This is a genomic window from Serratia sp. 25CWL12, assembly GCF_055790885.1.
Genome location: NZ_CM147698.1, coordinates 4,501,170 through 4,522,141, shown reverse-complemented (window position 1 = coordinate 4,522,141; position 20,972 = coordinate 4,501,170). Strand labels below are relative to the sequence as shown.

Sequence of the window (20,972 nt, the reverse complement as noted above, 5' to 3'; positions counted from 1 at the left end):
ATCATAAAGACAGCTATTATTCTGCCCGACACAGCACTACCGTATCTTCAATCAGGCGACGCGCGACAGTACCTGGCGGGGGTAACAGCGGTAATTGGTCATAACGATACCAGCCAGCATTGAGTAGCTCTTTCGGGTCATGCTGCAGTTCCCCTGCCTGATAATCTGCCATAAACGCCATCATCAACGAATGAGGGAATGGCCAAGGTTGTGAGGTGACATAACGCAAATTCTTGATAACGATATTGCTCTCTTCCATCACTTCCCGTGCTACCGCCTGTTCCAGCGTTTCCCCCACCTCCACAAACCCCGCCAGCACGGTATGTATACCACCACGGTGACGCACATGTTGAGCCAGCAGGATTTCATCATCACGGCGAATGGCAACAATCACGCAAGGGGCGATCTGCGGGTAATAACGCTCGCGGCAGTGATCACAAAGGCAAGCATTTTCACTTCGGCTGAAATGCATTTTATGACCACAGTAGCCACAAAAACGGTGTGAGCGATAAAAGTCCGCCAACTGCACACCCCGCCCAGCCAGTTGAAACAGACCTCGATCAAGATCGAGCAATTGGCGCACCGAGTTCATCTCCCTCGGCATCGATTGACGCACCAACCACACTGGGGCACCCTCCCATTCGCCAATCTGACGGGCCAATTGACCATGCAATGAAAATATTGCTGCAGAACCAAACGGCAGTTCACCCTTTGGTAACCAGATTTTGCTTTCATGGCTGACTATCCACCAGCCCTGTTCATTACCTGTTAATGCAAATTCCATATGTTGTTGCACAACCTCTGCGTCACTGGCAAGCTAGTCATTGGCTTATCACCTTTTAATAACTTACTGTTTATAACCCAAGTTCATGCAAGTTGCAGCCCCTAGCAGCCTGCATAGTGACAGAAAATTTAATTTGATTACTCACGGAGTCAACTATGCTCAACCAATTGGAAAGCCTGACTCAACGCGTTGGTGGCAATAATCAGTTAGTCGATCAGTGGCTACAGGCCCGCGAGCAATTGTTGGTTGCCTATTATTCTTTAGTCGGTATCAAACCGAGTAAGGGAAAACCTACGCCGTTAAATGAAAAAGCGCTGGAGAATTTTTACCATAATCTGCTGGACTACCTCTCTGCGGGGCATTTTCACGTTTATGCCAAAATTATCAAACAGGTGGAAGGCTCCGCCAGTCCGAAAATGGCACTAACCACCAAGTTCTATCCAAAGTTGGAAGCCAATACCGAAGCCATCATGGCATTTCATGATCGCTACAGCGGGGTTGAACTCGACCAAGATCTCTGTCTGGAGTTCAACCAGGCGTTATCAGATATCGGCGAAACGTTAGCATCACGTTTTGCACTAGAGGACCAATTAATTCTACGGGCAGCGGAGATCTTGCAGCAAAACCAATCCTGACGCCACCAGCACTGAGCCGTAGCAATGCAAAAGATGACGCGTTAGCTTGTAGTTTTTATTAAGCCTTTTATACTGGCAACATCTTGTCGGAGTGCCTAGCGCTGATTGCTTCATTAAATCAGCCAGGCTGAGACCGTTAATTCGGGATCCGCGGAACCTGATCGGGTTAATACCCGCGAAGGGAACAAGAGTAATCTATTGGCAGCGGCCCCACCCTTTGCGGGCTAACTCGCTGCCAGTCAATATCATTACTCCCGCCAAGCTCCAGACAAGCAATTTTCCACACATCAACACACTGATAGGAATTTGCTATGTCTACCATAAATAAACCACGTGTCCGTAAAGAACAGCGCGATGAAGCACAACAGTTTATTGATTCTTTACAAGGTACCACCTTCCCTAACTCACACCGTATCTATCTTGCCGGTTCCCGTAGCGATATTCAGGTACCGATGCGTGAAATTCAGCTGAGCCCAACGCTGATTGGCGGCACTAAAGACAACCCTCAATATCAACAGAACGAAGCCATTCCGGTGTATGACACCGCAGGCCCCTATGGTGATCCGCAGGCAACCATTAATGTCCACCAGGGGTTAAAAAAACTACGCGCTGGCTGGATTGCAGCACGAGAAGATACCGAAACACTAAGCCACGTCAGTTCGGGGTTTACCCAACAACGGCTGGCCGACGCCGGGTTGAATCACCTGCGTTTCGAGCACCTACCTCAGCCACGTAAAGCGTGTAAGGGCAAGTGCGTCACTCAGTTGCACTATGCGCGAAGCGGCATGGTGACACCAGAAATGGAATTTATTGCCATCCGTGAAAACATGGGGCGCGAGCGTATCTGTAGCGAAGTCCTACGCCAACAGCATCCGGGCCAAAGTTGGGGAGCTAACCTACCGGAAAACATTACACCCGAGTTTGTCCGCCAAGAAGTGGCTGCCGGGCGAGCCATCATCCCCGCTAATATTAACCACCCTGAATCCGAGCCAATGATTATTGGTCGTAATTTTCTGGTCAAAGTGAATGCCAATATCGGCAATTCGGCCGTTACATCATCAATCGAAGAAGAAGTAGAGAAGTTGGTGTGGTCAACCCGTTGGGGAGCCGATACCGTGATGGATCTCTCTACTGGCCGCTATATCCACGAAACACGCGAATGGATCCTGCGTAACAGTCCGGTGCCGATTGGTACCGTGCCGATCTATCAGGCACTGGAAAAAGTGAATGGTGTAGCGGAAAACCTAAACTGGGAAATCTTCCGCGATACCCTGGTGGAACAGGCGGAACAAGGCGTCGATTACTTCACTATCCATGCAGGCGTGTTGCTGCGTTACGTACCGATGACCGCCAAACGGTTGACCGGCATTGTCTCCCGTGGGGGGTCGATCATGGCAAAGTGGTGTCTATCCCATCACCAGGAAAACTTTCTCTATCAGCATTTCCGTGAAATCTGTCAGATTTGCGCCGCCTATGATGTCTCACTATCGCTGGGTGATGGCTTGCGTCCAGGCTCTATTCAAGATGCTAATGACGAAGCCCAATTCGCCGAACTGCACACGCTGGGGGAGCTCACTAAAATTGCCTGGGAATATGATGTCCAAGTGATGATCGAAGGCCCAGGTCATGTGCCGATGCAACGGATCCAGCGCAACATGACCGAAGAGCTGGAATCCTGTTCTGAAGCCCCCTTCTATACATTGGGGCCATTGACCACCGACATTGCTCCGGGTTATGACCATTTCACCTCGGGGATTGGTGCGGCGATGATCGGCTGGTTTGGTTGCGCAATGCTCTGCTATGTGACACCGAAAGAGCATCTCGGCTTACCCAACAAGGAAGATGTGAAACAGGGGCTAATTACTTACAAAATCGCCGCCCATGCCGCCGATTTGGCGAAAGGCCATCCTGGTGCGCAGATCCGTGATAACGCCATGTCCAAGGCACGTTTTGAATTCCGCTGGGAAGATCAGTTCAATCTGGCATTGGATCCACAGACCGCCCGCTCCTATCACGATGAAACGCTGCCCCAGGCATCTGGCAAGATCGCCCATTTCTGTTCCATGTGTGGGCCAAAGTTCTGTTCAATGAAGATATCCCACGAAGTGCGAGCCTATGCCGCAACGCAAAATGCTGTAACACAAGGGGCGAACCATCCCGATGAAGTACAGCTGACTGGCATGGAAAAGATGTCGGCCGCATTCCGCTCCCGGGGCAACGAGCTCTACCATAGTGCGAGCAATCTGCTGGAGGAGAGCGATAATGACTGATATCACGACGCCCTTCCCCGCAACGCCATACAAACTCGGCTTATACCCGGTAGTCGACAGTGTTGCCTGGATCGCCCGCCTACTGGATGCCGGAGTCACCACCATCCAATTACGCATCAAGGATCTTGCCGATGAACAGGTGGAGGCGGATATTATTGCCGCCATCGCGCTCGGTAAACGTTATCAGGCACGCTTATTTATCAACGATTACTGGCAACTCGCTATCAAGCACCATGCCTACGGCGTTCATCTAGGACAAGAGGATTTAAATACCACCGACCTGCAGGCAATCCATCGAGCAGGGTTACGTTTGGGGGTTTCCACCCATGATGATCACGAACTCGCCCGGGCCATAGCCGTAAAACCCTCTTATATTGCACTGGGTCATATTTTTCCGACACAGACCAAAGAGATGCCCTCCGAGCCCCAAGGTCTGGCAGAACTACAACGCCACGTTGCCGGGTTGCAAGACTACCCTACCGTGGCCATTGGTGGGATCAGTATTGAACGCGTTCCGGCGGTTCTGGCCTGTGGTGTGGGTAGCGTTGCCGTGGTCAGTGCTATCACACAAGCCGCGGACTGGCGCATCGCCACCGCACAATTACTGCGCTTGATTGAAGGGAAGGAGTCACCCGATGCTCAATGACCAAGAATTTCTACGCTACAGCCGCCAACTGTTGTTGGAAGATATTGGCCCAGAGGGTCAGGAGAAGCTGAAGCAGGCTAGGGTACTGATTGTCGGATTGGGAGGGCTGGGTTCCCCGGCTGCACTCTATCTGGCTGCCGCTGGCGTTGGCACACTCCTGCTGGCAGATGATGACAAACTGCATCTCACCAATCTGCAGCGACAAATTTTATATCGAACCGGTGACATCGCTTCCAGCAAGGCACAGCTGGCTCAACACCATTTGCAAGCGCTAAACCCGCAAGTGGAGTCGATCGCTCTGGAACAACGCCTGCAAGGACCCACACTACAACAGGCGGTGAGTCGTGCCGACCTGGTACTGGATTGCAGCGATAATATGGCAACTCGCCATGCGGTTAATGCAGCCTGTATCCTCGCCAATGTGCCTCTTATTAGTGGTAGCGCAGTCGGCTTCAGCGGCCAGTTGCTGATTATCGAACCACCCTATCATCAAGGCTGCTATGCCTGCCTCTATCCCGATCAAAGTGAACCTCAACGTAACTGCCGTACTGCGGGTGTACTCGGTCCGGTCGTTGGTGTAATTGGCACCCTTCAAGCACTGGAGGCGATTAAAATGCTGGTGGGCATAGCTTGTTCCCTAAGCGGTAAACTCCGCTTGTTTGATGGCAAACAACAAAGCTGGAGCACTCTGCAACTGAGTAAGGCCAGCAATTGTCGCATCTGCGGAGGCATCGCATGAACATCATGTTGAATGAACAACGGTTGGAAATAGAACAACCACTGAGCATTAAAGCATTGCTCGAACAGTTAGGACATGACCAACCCGGTTGCGCATTGGCGATAAACCAGACCATCATTCCGCACACTGACTGGGCAACTCATCATGTGCAGGATGGTGATGATATTCTCTTATTTCAAGCGATTGCCGGAGGCTGACATGTTGAAAATCGCCGATACTACTTTTACTTCACGTCTGTTTACCGGTACCGGTAAATTCGCCACGCCAGCATTAATGCTGTCAGCCTTGCAAGCCTCAGGGTCACAGTTAGTCACCATGGCGATGAAACGTGTTGACCTACGTGGCGGTAATGATGCGATTCTCGCACCCTTGCAACAATTAGGGGTGAAGTTACTGCCTAATACTTCGGGTGCCAAAAGTGCTGGTGAAGCCATCTTTGCCGCCCGCCTGGCGCGTGAAGCACTGGGTACGCAGTGGATAAAATTGGAGATCCACCCAGATGTGAAGTACTTATTGCCAGACCCGATTGAAACGTTAAAGGCAGCAGAAATATTGGTTAAAGAAGGCTTTGTGGTGCTGCCTTATTGCGGAGCCGATCCGGTTTTATGTAAACGATTGGAGGAAGTGGGTTGTGCTGCCGTGATGCCACTCGGTGCGCCGATCGGTTCTAACCGTGGATTACTCAGTCGTGATTTTCTGCAAATTATTATCGAGCAGGCCAAAGTACCTGTGGTGGTTGATGCCGGGATCGGCGCCCCCAGTCACGCATTAGAAGCTATAGAGTTAGGCGCTGACGCGGTACTGGTTAATACCGCTATTGCCGTTGCGCGTGACCCACTACAAATGGCCCAGGCGTTCCGTTTAGCTGTGGAGGCGGGGGAATTGGGGCATCGAGCTGGGTTGGCTGGCCGCCAGCCTATGGCCGCCGCCTCCAGCCCACTGACCGCCTTCCTCAGCCAACCTTTGCAGGAAATACGCTGATGAACAGTCATTTTAGTGAGCATCTACAAAACTGGGATTGGGATGAATTAACACGACGTATCAACAGTAAAACTGCGCCCGACGTTGAACGAGCGCTCAGCGCAGAAAAATTAACCCGGGATGATTTTATGGCGCTGATCTCCCCCGCAGCTGCACCTTACTTAGAACCCTTGGCACAACGAGCACAACAGCTCACTCGCCAGCGGTTCGGTAACGTGGTGAGCTTTTACGTGCCATTATATCTTTCTAACCTCTGTGCCAACGATTGTACTTACTGTGGTTTCTCAATGAGTAATCATCTCAAGCGCAAAACGCTGGATGCTGCAGAGATCGAACGAGAATGCACGGCCATAAAAGCGCTGGGGTTTGAGCATTTGTTACTGGTTACTGGCGAACACCAACGCAAAGTGGGCATGGACTATTTTCGCCAGCATCTTGCCAACATCCGCCCTCATTTCAGTTCGCTAATGATGGAGGTTCAGCCCCTGGCAGAGCATGAATACGCGGAATTGAAAGCTATCGGGCTGGATGGCGTGTTTGTTTATCAGGAAACCTATCACCCTGCCACCTATCAACGGCACCATCTGCACGGCAAAAAACAGGACTTTAATTGGCGATTGGATACACCAGACCGTCTTGGCCGCGCCGGTATTGATAAAATCGGCTTGGGAGCATTACTCGGGCTCTCCGGTAGTTGGCGAACTGATTGTTACCTGTTAGCAGAACATTTGCTCTACCTGCAACAGACTTATTGGCAGAGCCGTTATTCGATTTCGTTCCCCCGTCTGCGGCCATGTGCCGGGGGGATTGAGCCCGCCTCAGTAATCACTGAGCCCCAATTGGTACAGTTAATCTGTGCCTTTCGGTTGTTCGCACCTGATGTGGAACTGTCATTATCGACGCGAGAATCTGCCTTTTTTCGCGATCATATGATCCCGCTAGCCATCAACAACGTCAGTGCCGGTTCAAAAACCCAGCCGGGGGGCTATTCGGATAACGCGCCACTTCAACTGGAACAATTTGAACCACACGACAACCGCACACCACAACAGGTGGCGCTAGCAATCAGTGCTGCCGGATTACAGCCGGTATGGAAGGACTGGGACAGCTATCTGGGACGAGCTACGCAATAAAATGCAACTGTGACATCACAACTTGAATAGGGCTGGACACCTAGCGCAAAGCGAGCAAACCTGGCTGGCGCTAAAAATAGCTCAGGCTATAGTGACTGCGTTGGCTCTCAAACCCGAGGCTAACCGAGGTTATCGCCCCTCTTGATAACCTTGCCTTACCAACCACCGGAGCGTGCGCAGATCCCTCGCTCGCTCCGGTTTTCTTATTGTGATGAAAAACCATCAACCCATGGTCTGCGGCTTTATTCTCGCCCCAACAATAGCGGAGAGTAGACATCCCATAACCAGATAAGCGGCCACCAGATACCAACTCCCCCCCATCACCTCCACCAATAATACGGCGATAAAAGGGGTAAAGCCGCCACCAACCACACTAGCGACCTGATAACCTACCCCCGCTCCGCTATAACGATAGGCGGTGCCAAACAGTTCGGTAAATATCGGCTGTTGCACGCTGACCAACATATCGTGGGCGACATTGGCCAGCATGATAGCGAAGAAGACAATCCATAGGGTATTACGGCTCTCAAGGGCCATAAAAAACGGTATCCCACAGAGAACACCGATTAATGCACCAGTGACATAGATCCGGCGACGACCAAAACGGTCCGCCAAATAAGCAAAGCAAGGAATTGAGATACAACTGATTGCCCCCACCAGCAAGCCAATATTCAGAAAGATATCACGTGAAAGACCCAGGTGAGCTGTCGAGTAATTGATGGCAAAGGCAGTCACGATATACATGGTCAGTAATTCACCAAATCTCATGGCGATGATCAGCAAAAATGCCTTAGGATTCTGGCGCAATGCCTCGAAAATCGGGAATTTACGGATCTTATCGGCTCTTTCCTGTAACGCTTTGTTTGCCTCAAACTCCTGCGATTCATCCATGCCATTACGGATCCACCAAGCAACGGCCACCAGTAACAGACTGAAAATAAAAGGCAAACGCCAACCCCAACTGATAAACTGCTCATTTGAGGTCACGTGGCTCACCAATGAAACCGACCCGGTTGCCAACAGTAGCCCGACACCAAAACCAATCTGTACCCCACTGCTGTAAAAAGCCTTTTTCCCTTTCGGTGCACTCTCTACCGCAAGCAAGGCTGCGCCCCCCCATTCGCCGCCAACGGCAAATCCTTGAATGGCACGTAACAGCACCAGCAGTGTTGGTGCCCACCAGCCAATCGAGTCAAAAGAAGGTAATAGCCCAATTAATGCGGTGGAACATCCCATCATCCAGACGGTAATCATCAGCATCCGTTTGCGCCCCAACTTGTCACCAAAGTGGCCAAACACCATGCCTCCCAAAGGTCGAAACAAGAAACCAACGCCAAAGGTACCAAACGCCGCCAACGTTCCCATTGTCGGGCTTACCTGAGGGAAAAACTCCGTATTAAAGACCAGAGCGGCAACTATTCCGTACAGTAGAAAGTCGTACCAGTCGACAACAGCACCAACAAAACTCCCCCAGGCGGCACGGCGTGCCCGGCGTTGAGGAGGGGTTGTTGATGGGGTCTGCGAGTTCTTGGGAGTGCTGGCAAGGTTGCCATTACCGAGTGAAGTTGAAGTGTCCATTACTATTCCATTATTTTATCCCGTTATTTTAACTTTACAGGGGTTTAGGAGGCATTTCATCGAAAAGTTCCAATAGTAAAAAAATAACGTTTACTCTCACTTAACTCTGCAAAAAAACTAGCAGGCGCTTACCTGCCCATCCATATCCGACGTCCGCACTTCCAAAACCGACAGCTATATTCCTCATACTTCGAGTTGCTTGGGGTTGGTTGCGTACGGTTACTCGGCTCATTAATTAAGCTCGCCCTAAAGGGGCCACCGTAAACAGCGTTCAAAACACACTAAGTTTTGACAACTAATTCGAATTATTTTGGGTATAGATGCGCGAGGGCAAAATCATAAGTTTCTGTTGAAATGCCCTCGCACATCCAGTAGCTGAACGTAGTCAATATCGCCGCACCTTACACCGAGGGCGGTGCGGGCACCAATCAGCTACCCCGATAGGTTGAATAACCGTATTGGCTGAGCAATAGAGGAATGTGATAATGCTCCTCTGTGGAGGAAATATGGAACTCTACTGGGATCTGAGGGAAAAAACTTTCCTGTTTTTGGTCAGCGAAATATTTTGCCGTTTTGAACACCACTCGGTAATCACCCACCACCGCGGTTTGGTCTGGGTAGAGAGCTTTAATTCGACCATCTGCATCGGTAGTAGCGGTATTCAACATCTTCCAACCATCACCTTGCTTTTGTTCAAGAGTGACTTCAACACCCTGAGCGGGCTTACCAGTTTGTTGATTCAATATGTGGGCACTTAACAAATTCTTCCCGGCGGCCATTACAGTTGCGGGAGCAGCAAGCATGACTGCCAGAGTCAGTGCAGGCAAATATTTTTTCATCTTAAATTCTCCAGAGTTGATTACGGCTTCTTTTTTACACTGATGACTTGTCAAAAAAACGGTCAGAAATATGACAATAATATCTTTGCTATCAGGATAAAGCGCTAAAGGTTCGCTGTTAGTCACGGACACAGCCAACCCCCAAACGACGTGAAGTACGAAGGATGGATTATGAAGGTTACAACAAAAAGCCCTGGCTAGGGTAGCCAGGGCTTTAATCAGTCACTATTCAAACAACTGTGTTAACAAAGAATGTAACTTATTCCTCGTCGCTACCACTCAGGCTGCCTGCATTCAGTAACTCAGCCAGGTTTGCTGTTGCTTCTTCCGCGCTAACCTGCGCAACAACAGGTACCTCACCTTGTGCTTTACGGCGCATACGATCCTGGTGATACGCGTAACCGGTACCGGCTGGGATCAGACGGCCCACAATCACGTTCTCTTTCAGACCGCGCAGTTCATCACGTTTACCGGCAACCGCCGCTTCAGTCAGAACACGCGTCGTTTCCTGGAATGATGCAGCAGAGATGAAGGACTCGGTCGCCAAGGAAGCCTTGGTAATACCCAGCAGATCACGTGAGAAGGTCGCCGAGATCTTACCATCAGCTTCTAACTGACGGTTGGCAATCTTGATACGTGATACTTCAGCCTGTTCGCCTTCCAGGAACTCAGTGCCGCCCGCACTAACGATGGTACCTTTACGCAGCATCTGACGAACGATAACTTCAATGTGCTTATCGTTAATCTTAACGCCTTGCAGACGATAAACTTCCTGCACTTCGTTAGTAATGTAGCGGGTAACCGCATGCACACCACGCAGACGCAGAATATCGTGTGGAGACTCAGGGCCGTCAGAAACAACGTCACCACGTTCCACGATTTCGCCTTCAAATACGTTGAGCTGACGCCATTTCGGAATCATCTCTTCGTAAGCGTCACTGCCATCCAATGGTGAGATAACCAGACGGCGTTTGCCTTTGGTCTCTTTACCGAACGAGATAATCCCGCTGATTTCAGCAAGAATTGCCGGTTCTTTCGGACGACGAGCTTCAAACAGATCAGCTACGCGTGGCAGACCACCGGTAATATCCTTGGTACCGCCAGATTCCTGTGGAATACGCGCCAAGGTATCACCCGCACCGATCTGAATGCCGTCTTCCAACTGTACAATCGCTTTACCTGGCAGGAAGTATTGAGCTGGCATATCTGTACCAGGGATCAACACGTCGTCACCTTTAGCATCAACGATTTTCAGTGCTGGGCGCAAATCTTTACCACTACCGGTACGCTCTGCACTATCCAGTACCACCAGTGAAGACAAGCCGGTCAGTTCGTCGGTCTGACGAGTAATGGTCTGGCCATCAACCATATCAGCGAAGCGGATGAAACCACTCACTTCAGTGATAACTGGCATGGTGTGCGGATCCCAGTTTGCGACAGTTTCGCCACCGCTAACCTCAGCACCGTCACCTTTACCCATCACTGCACCGTAAGGCACTTTATAACTTTCTTTGGTACGGCCAAATTCGTCGATCAGCTTCAACTCGGTGTTACGTGAAGTAATCACCAGTTTACCGACTGCATTCATAACGAACTTCACATTACTCAGCTTCAGGCTACCTTTATTCTTCACCTGGATGCTGGATTCTGCTGCCGCACGCGATGCCGCACCACCGATGTGGAAGGTACGCATCGTCAGCTGTGTACCCGGCTCACCGATAGACTGAGCCGCGATAACACCAATCGCTTCACCTTTGTTGATAATGTGGCCACGTGCCAGGTCACGACCATAGCAGTTAGCACACACGCCAAAGTCAGTTTCGCAACTTACTACAGAACGGACTTTAACGCTGTCAACGGAGTTCTCTTCTAACAGATCACACCATTTTTCATTCAACAGGGTGTTACGTGGTACCAGAATATCCGCCGTACCCGGCTTCAATACTTCTTCTGCCGTCACACGACCCAGTACACGCTCACGCAGTGGTTCTTTAACATCACCACCTTCGATAACCGGTGTCATCATGATGCCGTTATGGGTACCACAGTCATCTTCAGTCACCACCAGATCTTGCGCTACGTCAACCAGACGACGCGTCAGATAACCGGAGTTTGCTGTTTTCAGTGCGGTATCCGCCAAACCTTTACGAGCACCGTGTGTTGAGATGAAGTACTGGAGTACGTTCAAACCTTCACGGAAGTTCGCCGTAATTGGCGTTTCGATGATTGAGCCATCGGGTTTCGCCATCAAGCCACGCATACCCGCCAACTGACGGATCTGAGCAGCAGAACCACGAGCACCGGAGTCCGCCATCATAAAGATGCTGTTAAAGGAAACTTGTTGTTCCACCACACCATCACGGTTAACCACATCTTCAACCGACAGATTTTCCATCATCGCTTTAGCAACACGTTCGTTCGCTGCAGCCCAGATATCGATCACTTTGTTGTAGCGCTCACCTGCCGTTACCAAACCAGACTGGAACTGCTCCTGGATCTCGGCAACTTCGGTTTCAGCTTCTTCAATGATCTCTGCTTTTTTCGCTGGGATCACCATGTCATCGATACCGACTGATGCGCCTGAACGGGCAGCATAAGCAAAACCGGTATACATGATCTGGTCAGCGAAGATAACCGTCGGCTTCAAGCCTAGGATGCGGTAACAGGTGTTCAGCATCTTGGAGATCGCTTTTTTGCCCAAAGACTGGTTAACGATCGAGTACGGCAGACCTTTCGGTACGATCATCCACAGGATGGCACGACCGATGGTGGTATCAATAATCGAAGTCTGCTGAATTGTTTCACCTTCAACCTGTTTGATCTCTTCTGTAATACGCACTTTGACACGTGCATGCAGAGAGGCCAATCCGGCACGATAAACACGTTCCGCTTCTTTCGGACCCGTCAGAACCATGCCTTCGCCTTTGGCGTTAACACAGTCACGAGTCATGTAGTACAGACCCAATACCACGTCCTGAGAAGGAACGATGATTGGCTCGCCGTTCGCTGGTGACAGGATGTTATTGGTTGACATCATCAATGCACGCGCTTCCAACTGAGCTTCCAGCGTCAGCGGTACGTGCACAGCCATCTGGTCACCATCGAAGTCGGCGTTATAGGCCGCACAAACCAGTGGGTGCAACTGGATGGCTTTACCTTCGATCAGAATCGGTTCAAACGCCTGGATACCCAAACGGTGCAGAGTTGGAGCACGGTTAAGCAGTACCGGGTGTTCGCGGATAACTTCGTCCAGGATATCCCACACGACAGCTTCTTCACGCTCAACCATTTTCTTGGCAGCTTTAATGGTCGTTGCCAACCCACGCAGTTCCAACTTGCCATAGATAAACGGTTTGAACAGCTCCAGTGCCATTTTCTTCGGCAGACCGCACTGATGCAGACGCAGGTATGGACCTACGGTGATAACAGAACGACCAGAGTAGTCAACACGTTTACCCAACAGGTTCTGACGGAAACGCCCCTGCTTACCTTTGATCATATCAGCCAAAGATTTCAGCGGACGCTTGTTGGAACCGGTGATCGCACGGCCACGACGGCCGTTATCCAGCAACGCATCGACAGCTTCTTGCAACATACGCTTTTCGTTGCGCACGATGATATCTGGTGCAGCCAGATCCAGCAGGCGTTTCAGACGGTTGTTACGGTTGATCACCCGGCGATACAGGTCGTTCAGATCTGAAGTCGCGAAACGACCGCCATCCAACGGAACCAGTGGACGCAGATCCGGTGGCAGTACTGGCAACACGGTCAGGATCATCCACTCTGGTTTATTACCAGACTGTACGAACGCTTCCAGCAGCTTGATACGCTTGGTCAGCTTCTTGCGCTTGGTTTCTGAATTGGTTTCATTCAACTCTTCGCGCAGTTGCTCACATTCAGCTTCCAGATCCATGTTTTTCAACAATGCCTGAATAGCTTCAGCACCCATCTTGGCGTCGAACTCATCACCAAACTCTTCCAGTGCATCGAGATACTGCTCTTCAGTCAGGATCTGACGACGCTCGAGGTTGGTCATACCGCCTTCAACCACCACGTAGGATTCGAAGTACAGTACACGTTCGATATCGCGCAGTGGCATATCCAGCAACAAACCGATACGCGATGGCAGCGATTTAAGGAACCAGATATGCGCCGTAGGGGAAGCCAGTTCGATGTGCCCCATACGCTCACGGCGTACTTTGGTCTGGGTCACTTCAACACCGCACTTCTCACAGATCACACCACGATGTTTCAAGCGCTTGTACTTACCGCACAGGCACTCATAATCTTTTACCGGCCCAAAAATACGGGCACAGAAAAGGCCGTCACGCTCAGGTTTGAACGTACGGTAGTTAATGGTTTCCGGCTTTTTAACTTCACCGAACGACCATGAACGGATCATATCTGGCGATGCCAGAGCGATCTTGATTGCATCAAACTCTTCGGACTTGGTTTGTGCTTTCAGAAACTTTAATAAGTCTTTCACGGATTGGCTCCTGTCGGAGTTAAACCTGTTGGGTGTGCGCTGACAAAGCGCTCACCCGTGTGACCTGAACAACCACCCTCTGGCTCCCTAAGGTCTGGAGCCAGAGCTGGAGTGACGATTACTCGTCTTCCAATTCAATGTTGATACCGAGCGAGCGGATCTCTTTCAACAGTACGTTGAACGATTCCGGCATGCCTGGTTCCATACGGTGATCGCCATCCACGATGTTTTTGTACATCTTGGTACGCCCGTTGACGTCATCAGACTTAACGGTAAGCATTTCCTGCAAGGTGTAAGCGGCACCATAAGCCTCCAGTGCCCACACTTCCATCTCACCGAAGCGCTGACCACCGAATTGTGCCTTACCACCCAGAGGTTGCTGAGTAACCAAGCTGTAAGAACCGGTAGAACGAGCGTGCATTTTATCGTCAACCAAGTGGTTCAGTTTCAGCATGTACATATAGCCAACAGTAACCTGGCGCTCAAACTGCTCACCAGTACGGCCATCAAACAGCGTAATCTGACCGGAGGTCGGGATACCGCCCATTTCCAGCAATTGTTTGATTTCAGTCTCTTTCGCACCATCAAAGACTGGAGTAGCGATAGGCAACCCTTTCTTCAGGTTTTCTGCCAGACGCATCACTTCGTCATCAGAGAAGGTGGACAGATCGACTTTTTGGCAAACATCATCGCCTAGATCATAAGCTTTCTGGATGAATTCACGCAGTTTGGCCACTTCCTGTTGCTGCTTGAGCATTTGGTTGATCTTGTCACCAATGCCCTTGGCAGCCATACCCAGGTGAGTTTCCAGGATCTGACCAATGTTCATACGTGATGGAACGCCCAGTGGGTTAAGGACGATGTCAACCGGCGTGCCGTTTTCATCGTATGGCATATCCTCGATCGGATTGATCTTGGAGATAACACCCTTGTTACCGTGGCGACCCGCCATCTTATCACCCGGTTGAATCTGACGCTTAACGGCCAGATAAACCTTAACGATTTTCAGCACGCCTGGTGCCAAATCATCACCCTGAGTGATCTTACGACGCTTGGCATCCAGCTTCTTCTCAAAGTCAGATTTCAGTTCGTCATACTGCTCTGCCAACTGTTCCAGCTGGTTTTGCTTATCTTCGTCCGTCAGGCCCAGCTCCAACCAGCGATCACGCGGCAGTTTGCTCAGCTTCTCGGCTTCGATACCGCCAGCAACCAGCACGGCGTGGATACGTGTGAACAGGCCAGCTTCCAGGATCTGCAGTTCTTCAGTCAGGTCTTTTTTCGCCTGCTTCAACTGCATCTCTTCGATTTCCAACGCACGCTTGTCTTTTTCCACACCATCGCGGGTAAAGACTTGCACGTCGATGACCGTACCGGAAACACCGTTAGGAACACGCAGAGAAGAGTCTTTAACGTCAGACGCTTTCTCACCGAAGATGGCACGCAGCAGTTTCTCTTCTGGCGTCAGTTGGGTCTCACCTTTCGGTGTTACCTTACCAACCAGAATATCACCACCGGTCACTTCCGCACCGATATAGACAATACCGGACTCATCCAGCTTGGAGAGTGCCGCTTCACCCACGTTAGGGATGTCAGCAGTGATCTCTTCTGGCCCCAGTTTGGTGTCACGAGACACACAAGCCAGTTCCTGGATGTGGATAGTGGTAAAGCGATCTTCCTGTACTACACGCTCAGAGACCAAAATGGAGTCTTCGAAGTTGTAGCCATTCCACGGCATGAACGCAACACGCATGTTCTGGCCTAATGCCAGTTCACCCAAGTCCGTTGACGGGCCATCTGCCAGCACGTCACCACGTTCGATAGGTTCACCCAGATTCACACATGGCATCTGATTGATACAGGTGTTCTGGTTGGAACGGGTGTATTTGGTCAGGTTATAAATATCAATACCGGCTTCACCTGGATACATCTCGTCTTCGTTAACTTTGATAACGATACGGGAAGCATCCACGTACTGAACGACACCACCACGCTTGGCTACGGCAGTAACACCGGAGTCAACCGCTACAGCACGTTCCATCCCGGTGCCCACCAGTGGTTTGTCTGCACGCAGGGTTGGTACCGCCTGACGTTGCATGTTCGCACCCATCAAGGCACGGTTGGCGTCATCATGCTCCAGGAATGGAATCAACGATGCACCTACAGAAACCACCTGCTGGGTCGATACGTCCATGTAGTCAACCTGGTCACGGCTAAACAGGCTTGATTCGCCTTTGCTACGACAAGTGACCAAGTCTTCTTCGAAGCGGCCTTCATCATCCAGGTTGGAGTTCGCCTGGGCGATAACGAAGTTGCCTTCTTCAATGGCAGACAGGTAATTGATTTCATCGGTAACGATGCCGTCACGCACGCGGCGGTATGGCGTTTCCAGGAAACCATATTCGTTGGTCTGCGCATACACCGACAACGAGTTGATCAGACCGATGTTTGGCCCTTCTGGCGTTTCGATTGGACACACACGACCATAGTGAGTCGGGTGTACGTCACGGACTTCAAAGCCGGCACGTTCACGAGTCAAACCGCCTGGGCCCAATGCAGAGATACGACGCTTGTGCGTAATCTCAGACAACGGGTTGTTCTGGTCCATAAACTGAGAAAGCTGGCTGGAACCAAAGAACTCTTTCACCGCCGCAGAGATTGGCTTGGCGTTGATCATGTCCTGAGGCATCAGAGTATCCAGATCCCCCAGTGACAAACGCTCTTTCACCGCACGCTCAACACGCACCAGACCGACACGGAACTGGTTCTCGGCCATTTCGCCAACGGAACGGATACGACGGTTGCCCAAGTGGTCGATATCGTCCACTTCGCCTTTACCGTTACGGATATCAATGAGCTTCTTCATCACTTCAATGATGTCGTCTTTGCTCAGGATACCCGAACCTTCGATCTCCTCACGTAACAGAGAACGGTTGAACTTCATCCGGCCAACCGCAGAGAGATCATAACGATCTTCAGAGAAGAACAGGTTCTCAAACAGAGTTTCTGCTGCTTCACGTGTTGGTGGTTCACCAGGACGCATCATGCGGTAGATTTCTACCAACGCACTTAAACGGTCACTGGTGGGGTCGACACGTACAGTTTCAGAGATATAAGCGCCGTGATCCAAGTCATTGGTGAAGAGTGTCTCGATTTGTTTGTGACCAGACTGGCTCAATTTAGCCAGCAGATCCAGGGACATCTCCATATTGGCGGCACAGATCAGCTCACCCGTATTGGTATCGATATAATCTTTCGCAACCACTTTGCCAGCAATGTACTCTACTGGCACTTCAATACTTTGAATCTCGTCTTTTTCAAGCAGCCGGATATGGCGGGCAGTGATACGGCGGCCTTTCTCAACGTAGATTTTACCGTTGGCTTCAATATCGAAAGAGGCAGTTTCACCACGCAGACGCTCAGGAACCAGCGCCATCTGCAGCTTGTTGTCGCGGATCTCGAAAAGGACTTTTTCAAAGAACAAGTCGAGGATCTGCTCGGTGGTGTAGTTCAGTGCACGCAGAATAATGGTCGCTGGCAATTTGCGGCGACGGTCAATACGCACAAACAGGTTGTCTTTCGGGTCAAACTCGAAATCCAGCCATGAACCACGGTAAGGAATAATACGTGCGTTATAGAGTACTTTACCCGAAGAGTGGGTTTTCCCCTTATCGCTGTCAAAGAACACACCTGGGCTACGATGCAACTGAGAGACGATAACGCGCTCAGTACCATTGATGACAAAGGTCCCATTTTCAGTCATGAGCGGAATTTCGCCCATATAGACTTCTTGTTCCTTGATGTCTTTGACCGTGCCTTCAGGTGCTTCGCGTTCGTAGACAACCAGGCGCAGTTTTACACGCAGCGGTGCAGAATACGTCACGCCACGGATCTGGCACTCTTTGACGTCGAACACCGGCTCGCCAAGACGGTAGCTAACGTATTGCAGCTCCGAATTGCCACTGTAGCTCTGGATAGGGAAAACTGAACGGAATGCGGCTTCTAAGCCGTATTGCCCTTCTGGATCTTGCTCGATAAACTTCTGGAACGAGTCAAGCTGGATAGAAAGGAGATAAGGTATGTCCAGTACTTGTGGACGCTTACCAAAATCCTTACGAATACGTTTTTTCTCGGTATAGGAGTAAACCATAGGGTTCCTCAGCTCGCTGGAAAGTCGAACCATTCTGTCCGTCCGATTAGGACAGTTCGTGCAACACCGTTTTTCGATCAGAAAGTAGAAAATACTTTCCCCAAAATCTGTTGCTATCACGCTTAAACCATTTCATTGCGTCTTCCCCCAGAACTCCTGGGTGAGCAAAGCCGCAGTATATTAAGTCATCAATAGAAACAAACATTGGTAGGCAAAACCAGCAGCCAAACAGTGAGAAACGCTACTGGGCCCTACAGCGCAAAAAGGCTGGTGACTATTTAGTCACCAGCCACCAGCCTAAAAGACTAGGCTGCAACTAGAAAAATTGGCTTATTTAACTTCAACTTCCGCGCCAGCTTCTTCCAGAGATTTTTTCAGAGCTTCAGCGTCATCTTTGCTCACGCCTTCTTTCAGAGCGGCTGGAGCAGATTCAACCAGATCTTTAGCTTCTTTCAGACCCAGGCCGGTAGCGCTACGTACTGCTTTGATAACAGCAACTTTGTTAGCGCCTGCAGCTTTCAGGATAACGTCAAACTCAGTTTTTTCTTCAACAGCTTCAGCTGGGCCAGCAGCAACAGCTACAGCGGCAGCAGCAGAAACGCCGAATTTTTCTTCCATAGCAGAAACCAGTTCAACAACGTCCATTACAGACATAGCAGCAACGGCTTCCAGGATTTGGTCTTTAGTGATAGACATAGCAATTGTTCCTAAAATTCAGAAATAGTTTAAATACGTTAGCAAAGGCTAAGAAAGAGTGGCTTAAGCCGCTTCTTTCTGATCGCGCAGAGCAGCCAAAGTGCGAACCAGTTTGCCGGCAGCGGCTTCTTTCATGGTTGCCATCAGGCGTGCGATTGCTTCATCGTAAGTAGGCAGCGTTGCCAAGCGGTCGATTTGTGCCGCAGGGATCAGCTCACCTTCAAAGGCCGCAGCTTTAACCTCGAACTTTGCATTCGCTTTCGCGAACTCTTTGAACAAACGAGCAGCTGCGCCCGGGTGCTCATGAGAGAATGCAATCAAGGTAGGACCGACAAACGTGTCTTTCAGGCATTCGAATGGAGTGCCTTCAACTACGCGACGCATCAGAGTGTTACGAACAACACGCATGTAAACGCCAGCTTCACGACCTGCTTTACGCAGTTCAGTCATTTTATCTACAGTAACGCCACGGGAATCCGCAACAACCGCAGACAGCGCGCCTTTGGCCACTTCGCTGACTTCAGCAACAATCGCTTGTTTGTCTTGAAGATTTAATGCCATTAGCTTTTTGCTCCTGGATTAGCCGGGGAATATCCCCGGAACTCACTTCACTCAACATCCGAAAAACATCGGCTATTGAGCGGCTTAACACGGTGAGCAGAATCCAGAAAAGACCATTCTTTATGAAAAGAAAAATTTCTTTAGGCTCTGTCACCGTCTACGCAGGAAGGATTAAGTATCTTGCGATACACCTGCGGTCTTGGACGGAGGCCTGGATAGGCCAGGCTCCAACCGAAAATCTGTTGTTCCACATCAAGCAGAACATCGGGGCGAGGATTCTAGACTAATCCTTGCCCCAAGTCAAAGCGATAATCGCAAGCGATTAGTTTGCTGCAGCAGACAAACCGCTTTGATCGATAGCAACACCCGCACCCATGGTGGTGGAGAGGCTAACTTTCTTGATATAAATACCTTTCGCCTGTGATGGTTTTGCTCTCTTCAGCGCAACCAGCAGAGATTCCAGGTTTTCTTTCAGCTTGTCTGCGTCGAAATCAACCTTGCCGATAGTGGTGTGGATGATACCGTTTTTATCGTTACGATAACGAACCTGACCTGCTTTAGCATTTTTCACTGCTTCAGCAACGTTCGGTGTAACAGTACCCACTTTCGGGTTTGGCATCAGACCGCGTGGCCCCAAAACCTGACCCAGTTGGCCAACAACGCGCATTGCATCTGGAGAAGCAATAACCACGTCGAAGTTCATTTCGCCTTTCTTGATCTGATCAGCCAGATCTTCCATACCTACCAGCTCTGCACCGGCAGCTTTTGCTGCTTCAGCATTAGGGCCTTGGGCAAATACGGCGACACGAACGCTACGGCCAGTACCGTGTGGCAGCACAGTAGCACCACGAACGTTTTGGTCTGATTTACGAGCATCGATGCCGAGGTTAACAGCAACGTCAACGCTTTCTACAAATTTAGCGGTAGCCAGCTCTTTCAGCAGGGCAACAGCTTCGGTGATGTCGTACTGTTTAGTCGCATCAACTTTCTCACGGATCACGCGCATGCGCTTGGTCAGCTTAGCCATTTCTTAACCCTCCACTACCAGGCCCATGGAACGAGCAGTACCTTCGATGGAGCGAATCATCGCTTCAACATCAGCACCAGTCATATCCGCAGCTTTGGTTTCTGCGATTTCACGAACCTGCGCACTCGTCACTTTACCAACTTTGTCTTTGTTCGGCTTGCCAGAACCAGACTTGATACCAGCCGCTTTTTTCAGCAGAACAGCCGCTGGCGGAGTTTTGGTAACGAAGGTGAAAGAGCGGTCAGAATAAACGGTAATAACAACAGGAATCGGCAGGCCTTTTTCAATGCTGTCAGTTTTAGCATTGAACGCCTTACAGAATTCCATGATGTTAACACCTTGCTGACCCAGAGCTGGACCAACAGGTGGACTTGGGTTAGCCATACCAGCTGAAACTTGCAGCTTAACGTAGGCTTGTACTTTCTTGGCCATTGAAATTTCCTCGTATGG

General features: G+C 50.4%; 16 protein-coding genes and 1 riboswitch. Of the genes, 7 read left to right on the top strand and 9 right to left on the bottom strand.

Annotated features, from left to right (window positions below; genetic code table 11):
• Nucleotides 1-16: 16 nt before the first annotated feature.
• Nucleotides 17-784, bottom strand: coding sequence for an NAD(+) diphosphatase (gene nudC, locus ACX9GV_RS19775; RefSeq protein WP_023490718.1), 768 nt, complete (start codon nt 782-784; stop codon nt 17-19).
• 155 nt (nt 785-939) lie between these two features.
• Here nudC and ACX9GV_RS19770 point away from each other — a divergent pair, with 155 nt between their 5' ends.
• The 7 genes from ACX9GV_RS19770 (at nt 940) to thiH (ending at nt 7,188) form a co-directional block, all read left to right on the top strand.
• Nucleotides 940-1,419 carry an Rsd/AlgQ family anti-sigma factor gene (locus tag ACX9GV_RS19770; RefSeq protein ID WP_023490717.1) on the top strand — a complete coding sequence of 160 codons (480 nt, stop codon included), beginning with the start codon at nt 940-942 and terminating at the stop codon, nt 1,417-1,419.
• Between the two features lie 77 nt (nt 1,420-1,496).
• A riboswitch (TPP riboswitch) is annotated at nt 1,497-1,620 on the top strand.
• Nucleotides 1,621-1,730: 110 nt separating this feature from the next.
• Nucleotides 1,731-3,689, top strand: a complete 1,959-nt coding sequence (gene thiC, locus ACX9GV_RS19765; RefSeq protein WP_473196617.1) for a phosphomethylpyrimidine synthase ThiC — start codon at nt 1,731-1,733, stop codon at nt 3,687-3,689.
• Nucleotides 3,682-4,335: a thiamine phosphate synthase gene (gene thiE, locus ACX9GV_RS19760; protein WP_023490715.1), complete on the top strand. Its 654-nt coding sequence runs from the start codon at nt 3,682-3,684 to the stop codon at nt 4,333-4,335. The genes thiC and thiE overlap by 8 nt, the downstream gene beginning before the upstream one ends.
• Entirely contained in the window at nt 4,325-5,074 is a 750-nt protein-coding gene (locus ACX9GV_RS19755) for a HesA/MoeB/ThiF family protein (protein WP_473196616.1), read from the top strand. The genes thiE and ACX9GV_RS19755 overlap by 11 nt, the downstream gene beginning before the upstream one ends.
• A complete protein-coding gene (thiS, locus tag ACX9GV_RS19750) occupies nt 5,071-5,271 on the top strand; it encodes a sulfur carrier protein ThiS (RefSeq protein ID WP_473196615.1) in 201 nt (66 codons plus the stop codon). Before ACX9GV_RS19755 ends, thiS begins: the two co-directional genes overlap by 4 nt.
• A 1-nt stretch (nt 5,272) precedes the next feature.
• A complete protein-coding gene (locus ACX9GV_RS19745; protein ID WP_023490712.1) occupies nt 5,273-6,055 on the top strand; it encodes a thiazole synthase in 783 nt (260 codons plus the stop codon).
• Nucleotides 6,055-7,188, top strand: coding sequence for a 2-iminoacetate synthase ThiH (gene thiH, locus ACX9GV_RS19740; RefSeq protein ID WP_473196614.1), 1,134 nt, complete (start codon nt 6,055-6,057; stop codon nt 7,186-7,188). Before ACX9GV_RS19745 ends, thiH begins: the two co-directional genes overlap by 1 nt.
• Nucleotides 7,189-7,410: 222 nt before the next feature.
• Here thiH and shiA read toward each other — a convergent pair whose 3' ends face one another.
• From shiA to rplK, 8 genes are all read right to left on the bottom strand, one after another.
• Nucleotides 7,411-8,766 (bottom strand): shikimate transporter, encoded by a 1,356-nt coding sequence (gene shiA, locus ACX9GV_RS19735; RefSeq protein ID WP_023490710.1) that lies wholly within the window; start codon nt 8,764-8,766, stop codon nt 7,411-7,413.
• Nucleotides 8,767-9,194: 428 nt separating this feature from the next.
• Nucleotides 9,195-9,605, bottom strand: a complete 411-nt coding sequence (gene hiuH / locus ACX9GV_RS19730) for a hydroxyisourate hydrolase (protein ID WP_473198078.1) — start codon at nt 9,603-9,605, stop codon at nt 9,195-9,197.
• Between the two features lie 259 nt (nt 9,606-9,864).
• Nucleotides 9,865-14,091, bottom strand: a complete 4,227-nt coding sequence (rpoC, locus tag ACX9GV_RS19725) for a DNA-directed RNA polymerase subunit beta' (protein ID WP_023490708.1) — start codon at nt 14,089-14,091, stop codon at nt 9,865-9,867.
• Between the two features lie 118 nt (nt 14,092-14,209).
• A complete protein-coding gene (rpoB, locus tag ACX9GV_RS19720) occupies nt 14,210-18,238 on the bottom strand; it encodes a DNA-directed RNA polymerase subunit beta (protein WP_473196613.1) in 4,029 nt (1,342 codons plus the stop codon).
• A gap of 330 nt (nt 18,239-18,568) precedes the next feature.
• On the bottom strand, nt 18,569-18,934 hold the full coding sequence (gene rplL / locus ACX9GV_RS19715) for a 50S ribosomal protein L7/L12 (RefSeq protein ID WP_023490706.1): 366 nt from the start codon (nt 18,932-18,934) through the stop codon (nt 18,569-18,571).
• A gap of 63 nt (nt 18,935-18,997) precedes the next feature.
• Entirely contained in the window at nt 18,998-19,495 is a 498-nt protein-coding gene (gene rplJ / locus ACX9GV_RS19710; protein WP_023490705.1) for a 50S ribosomal protein L10, read from the bottom strand.
• A 322-nt stretch (nt 19,496-19,817) separates the two neighbouring features.
• Nucleotides 19,818-20,522, bottom strand: coding sequence for a 50S ribosomal protein L1 (gene rplA / locus ACX9GV_RS19705; protein WP_023490704.1), 705 nt, complete (start codon nt 20,520-20,522; stop codon nt 19,818-19,820).
• Between the two features lie 3 nt (nt 20,523-20,525).
• Nucleotides 20,526-20,954: a 50S ribosomal protein L11 gene (gene rplK, locus ACX9GV_RS19700; RefSeq protein ID WP_023490703.1), complete on the bottom strand. Its 429-nt coding sequence runs from the start codon at nt 20,952-20,954 to the stop codon at nt 20,526-20,528.
• Nucleotides 20,955-20,972 lie beyond the last annotated feature (18 nt).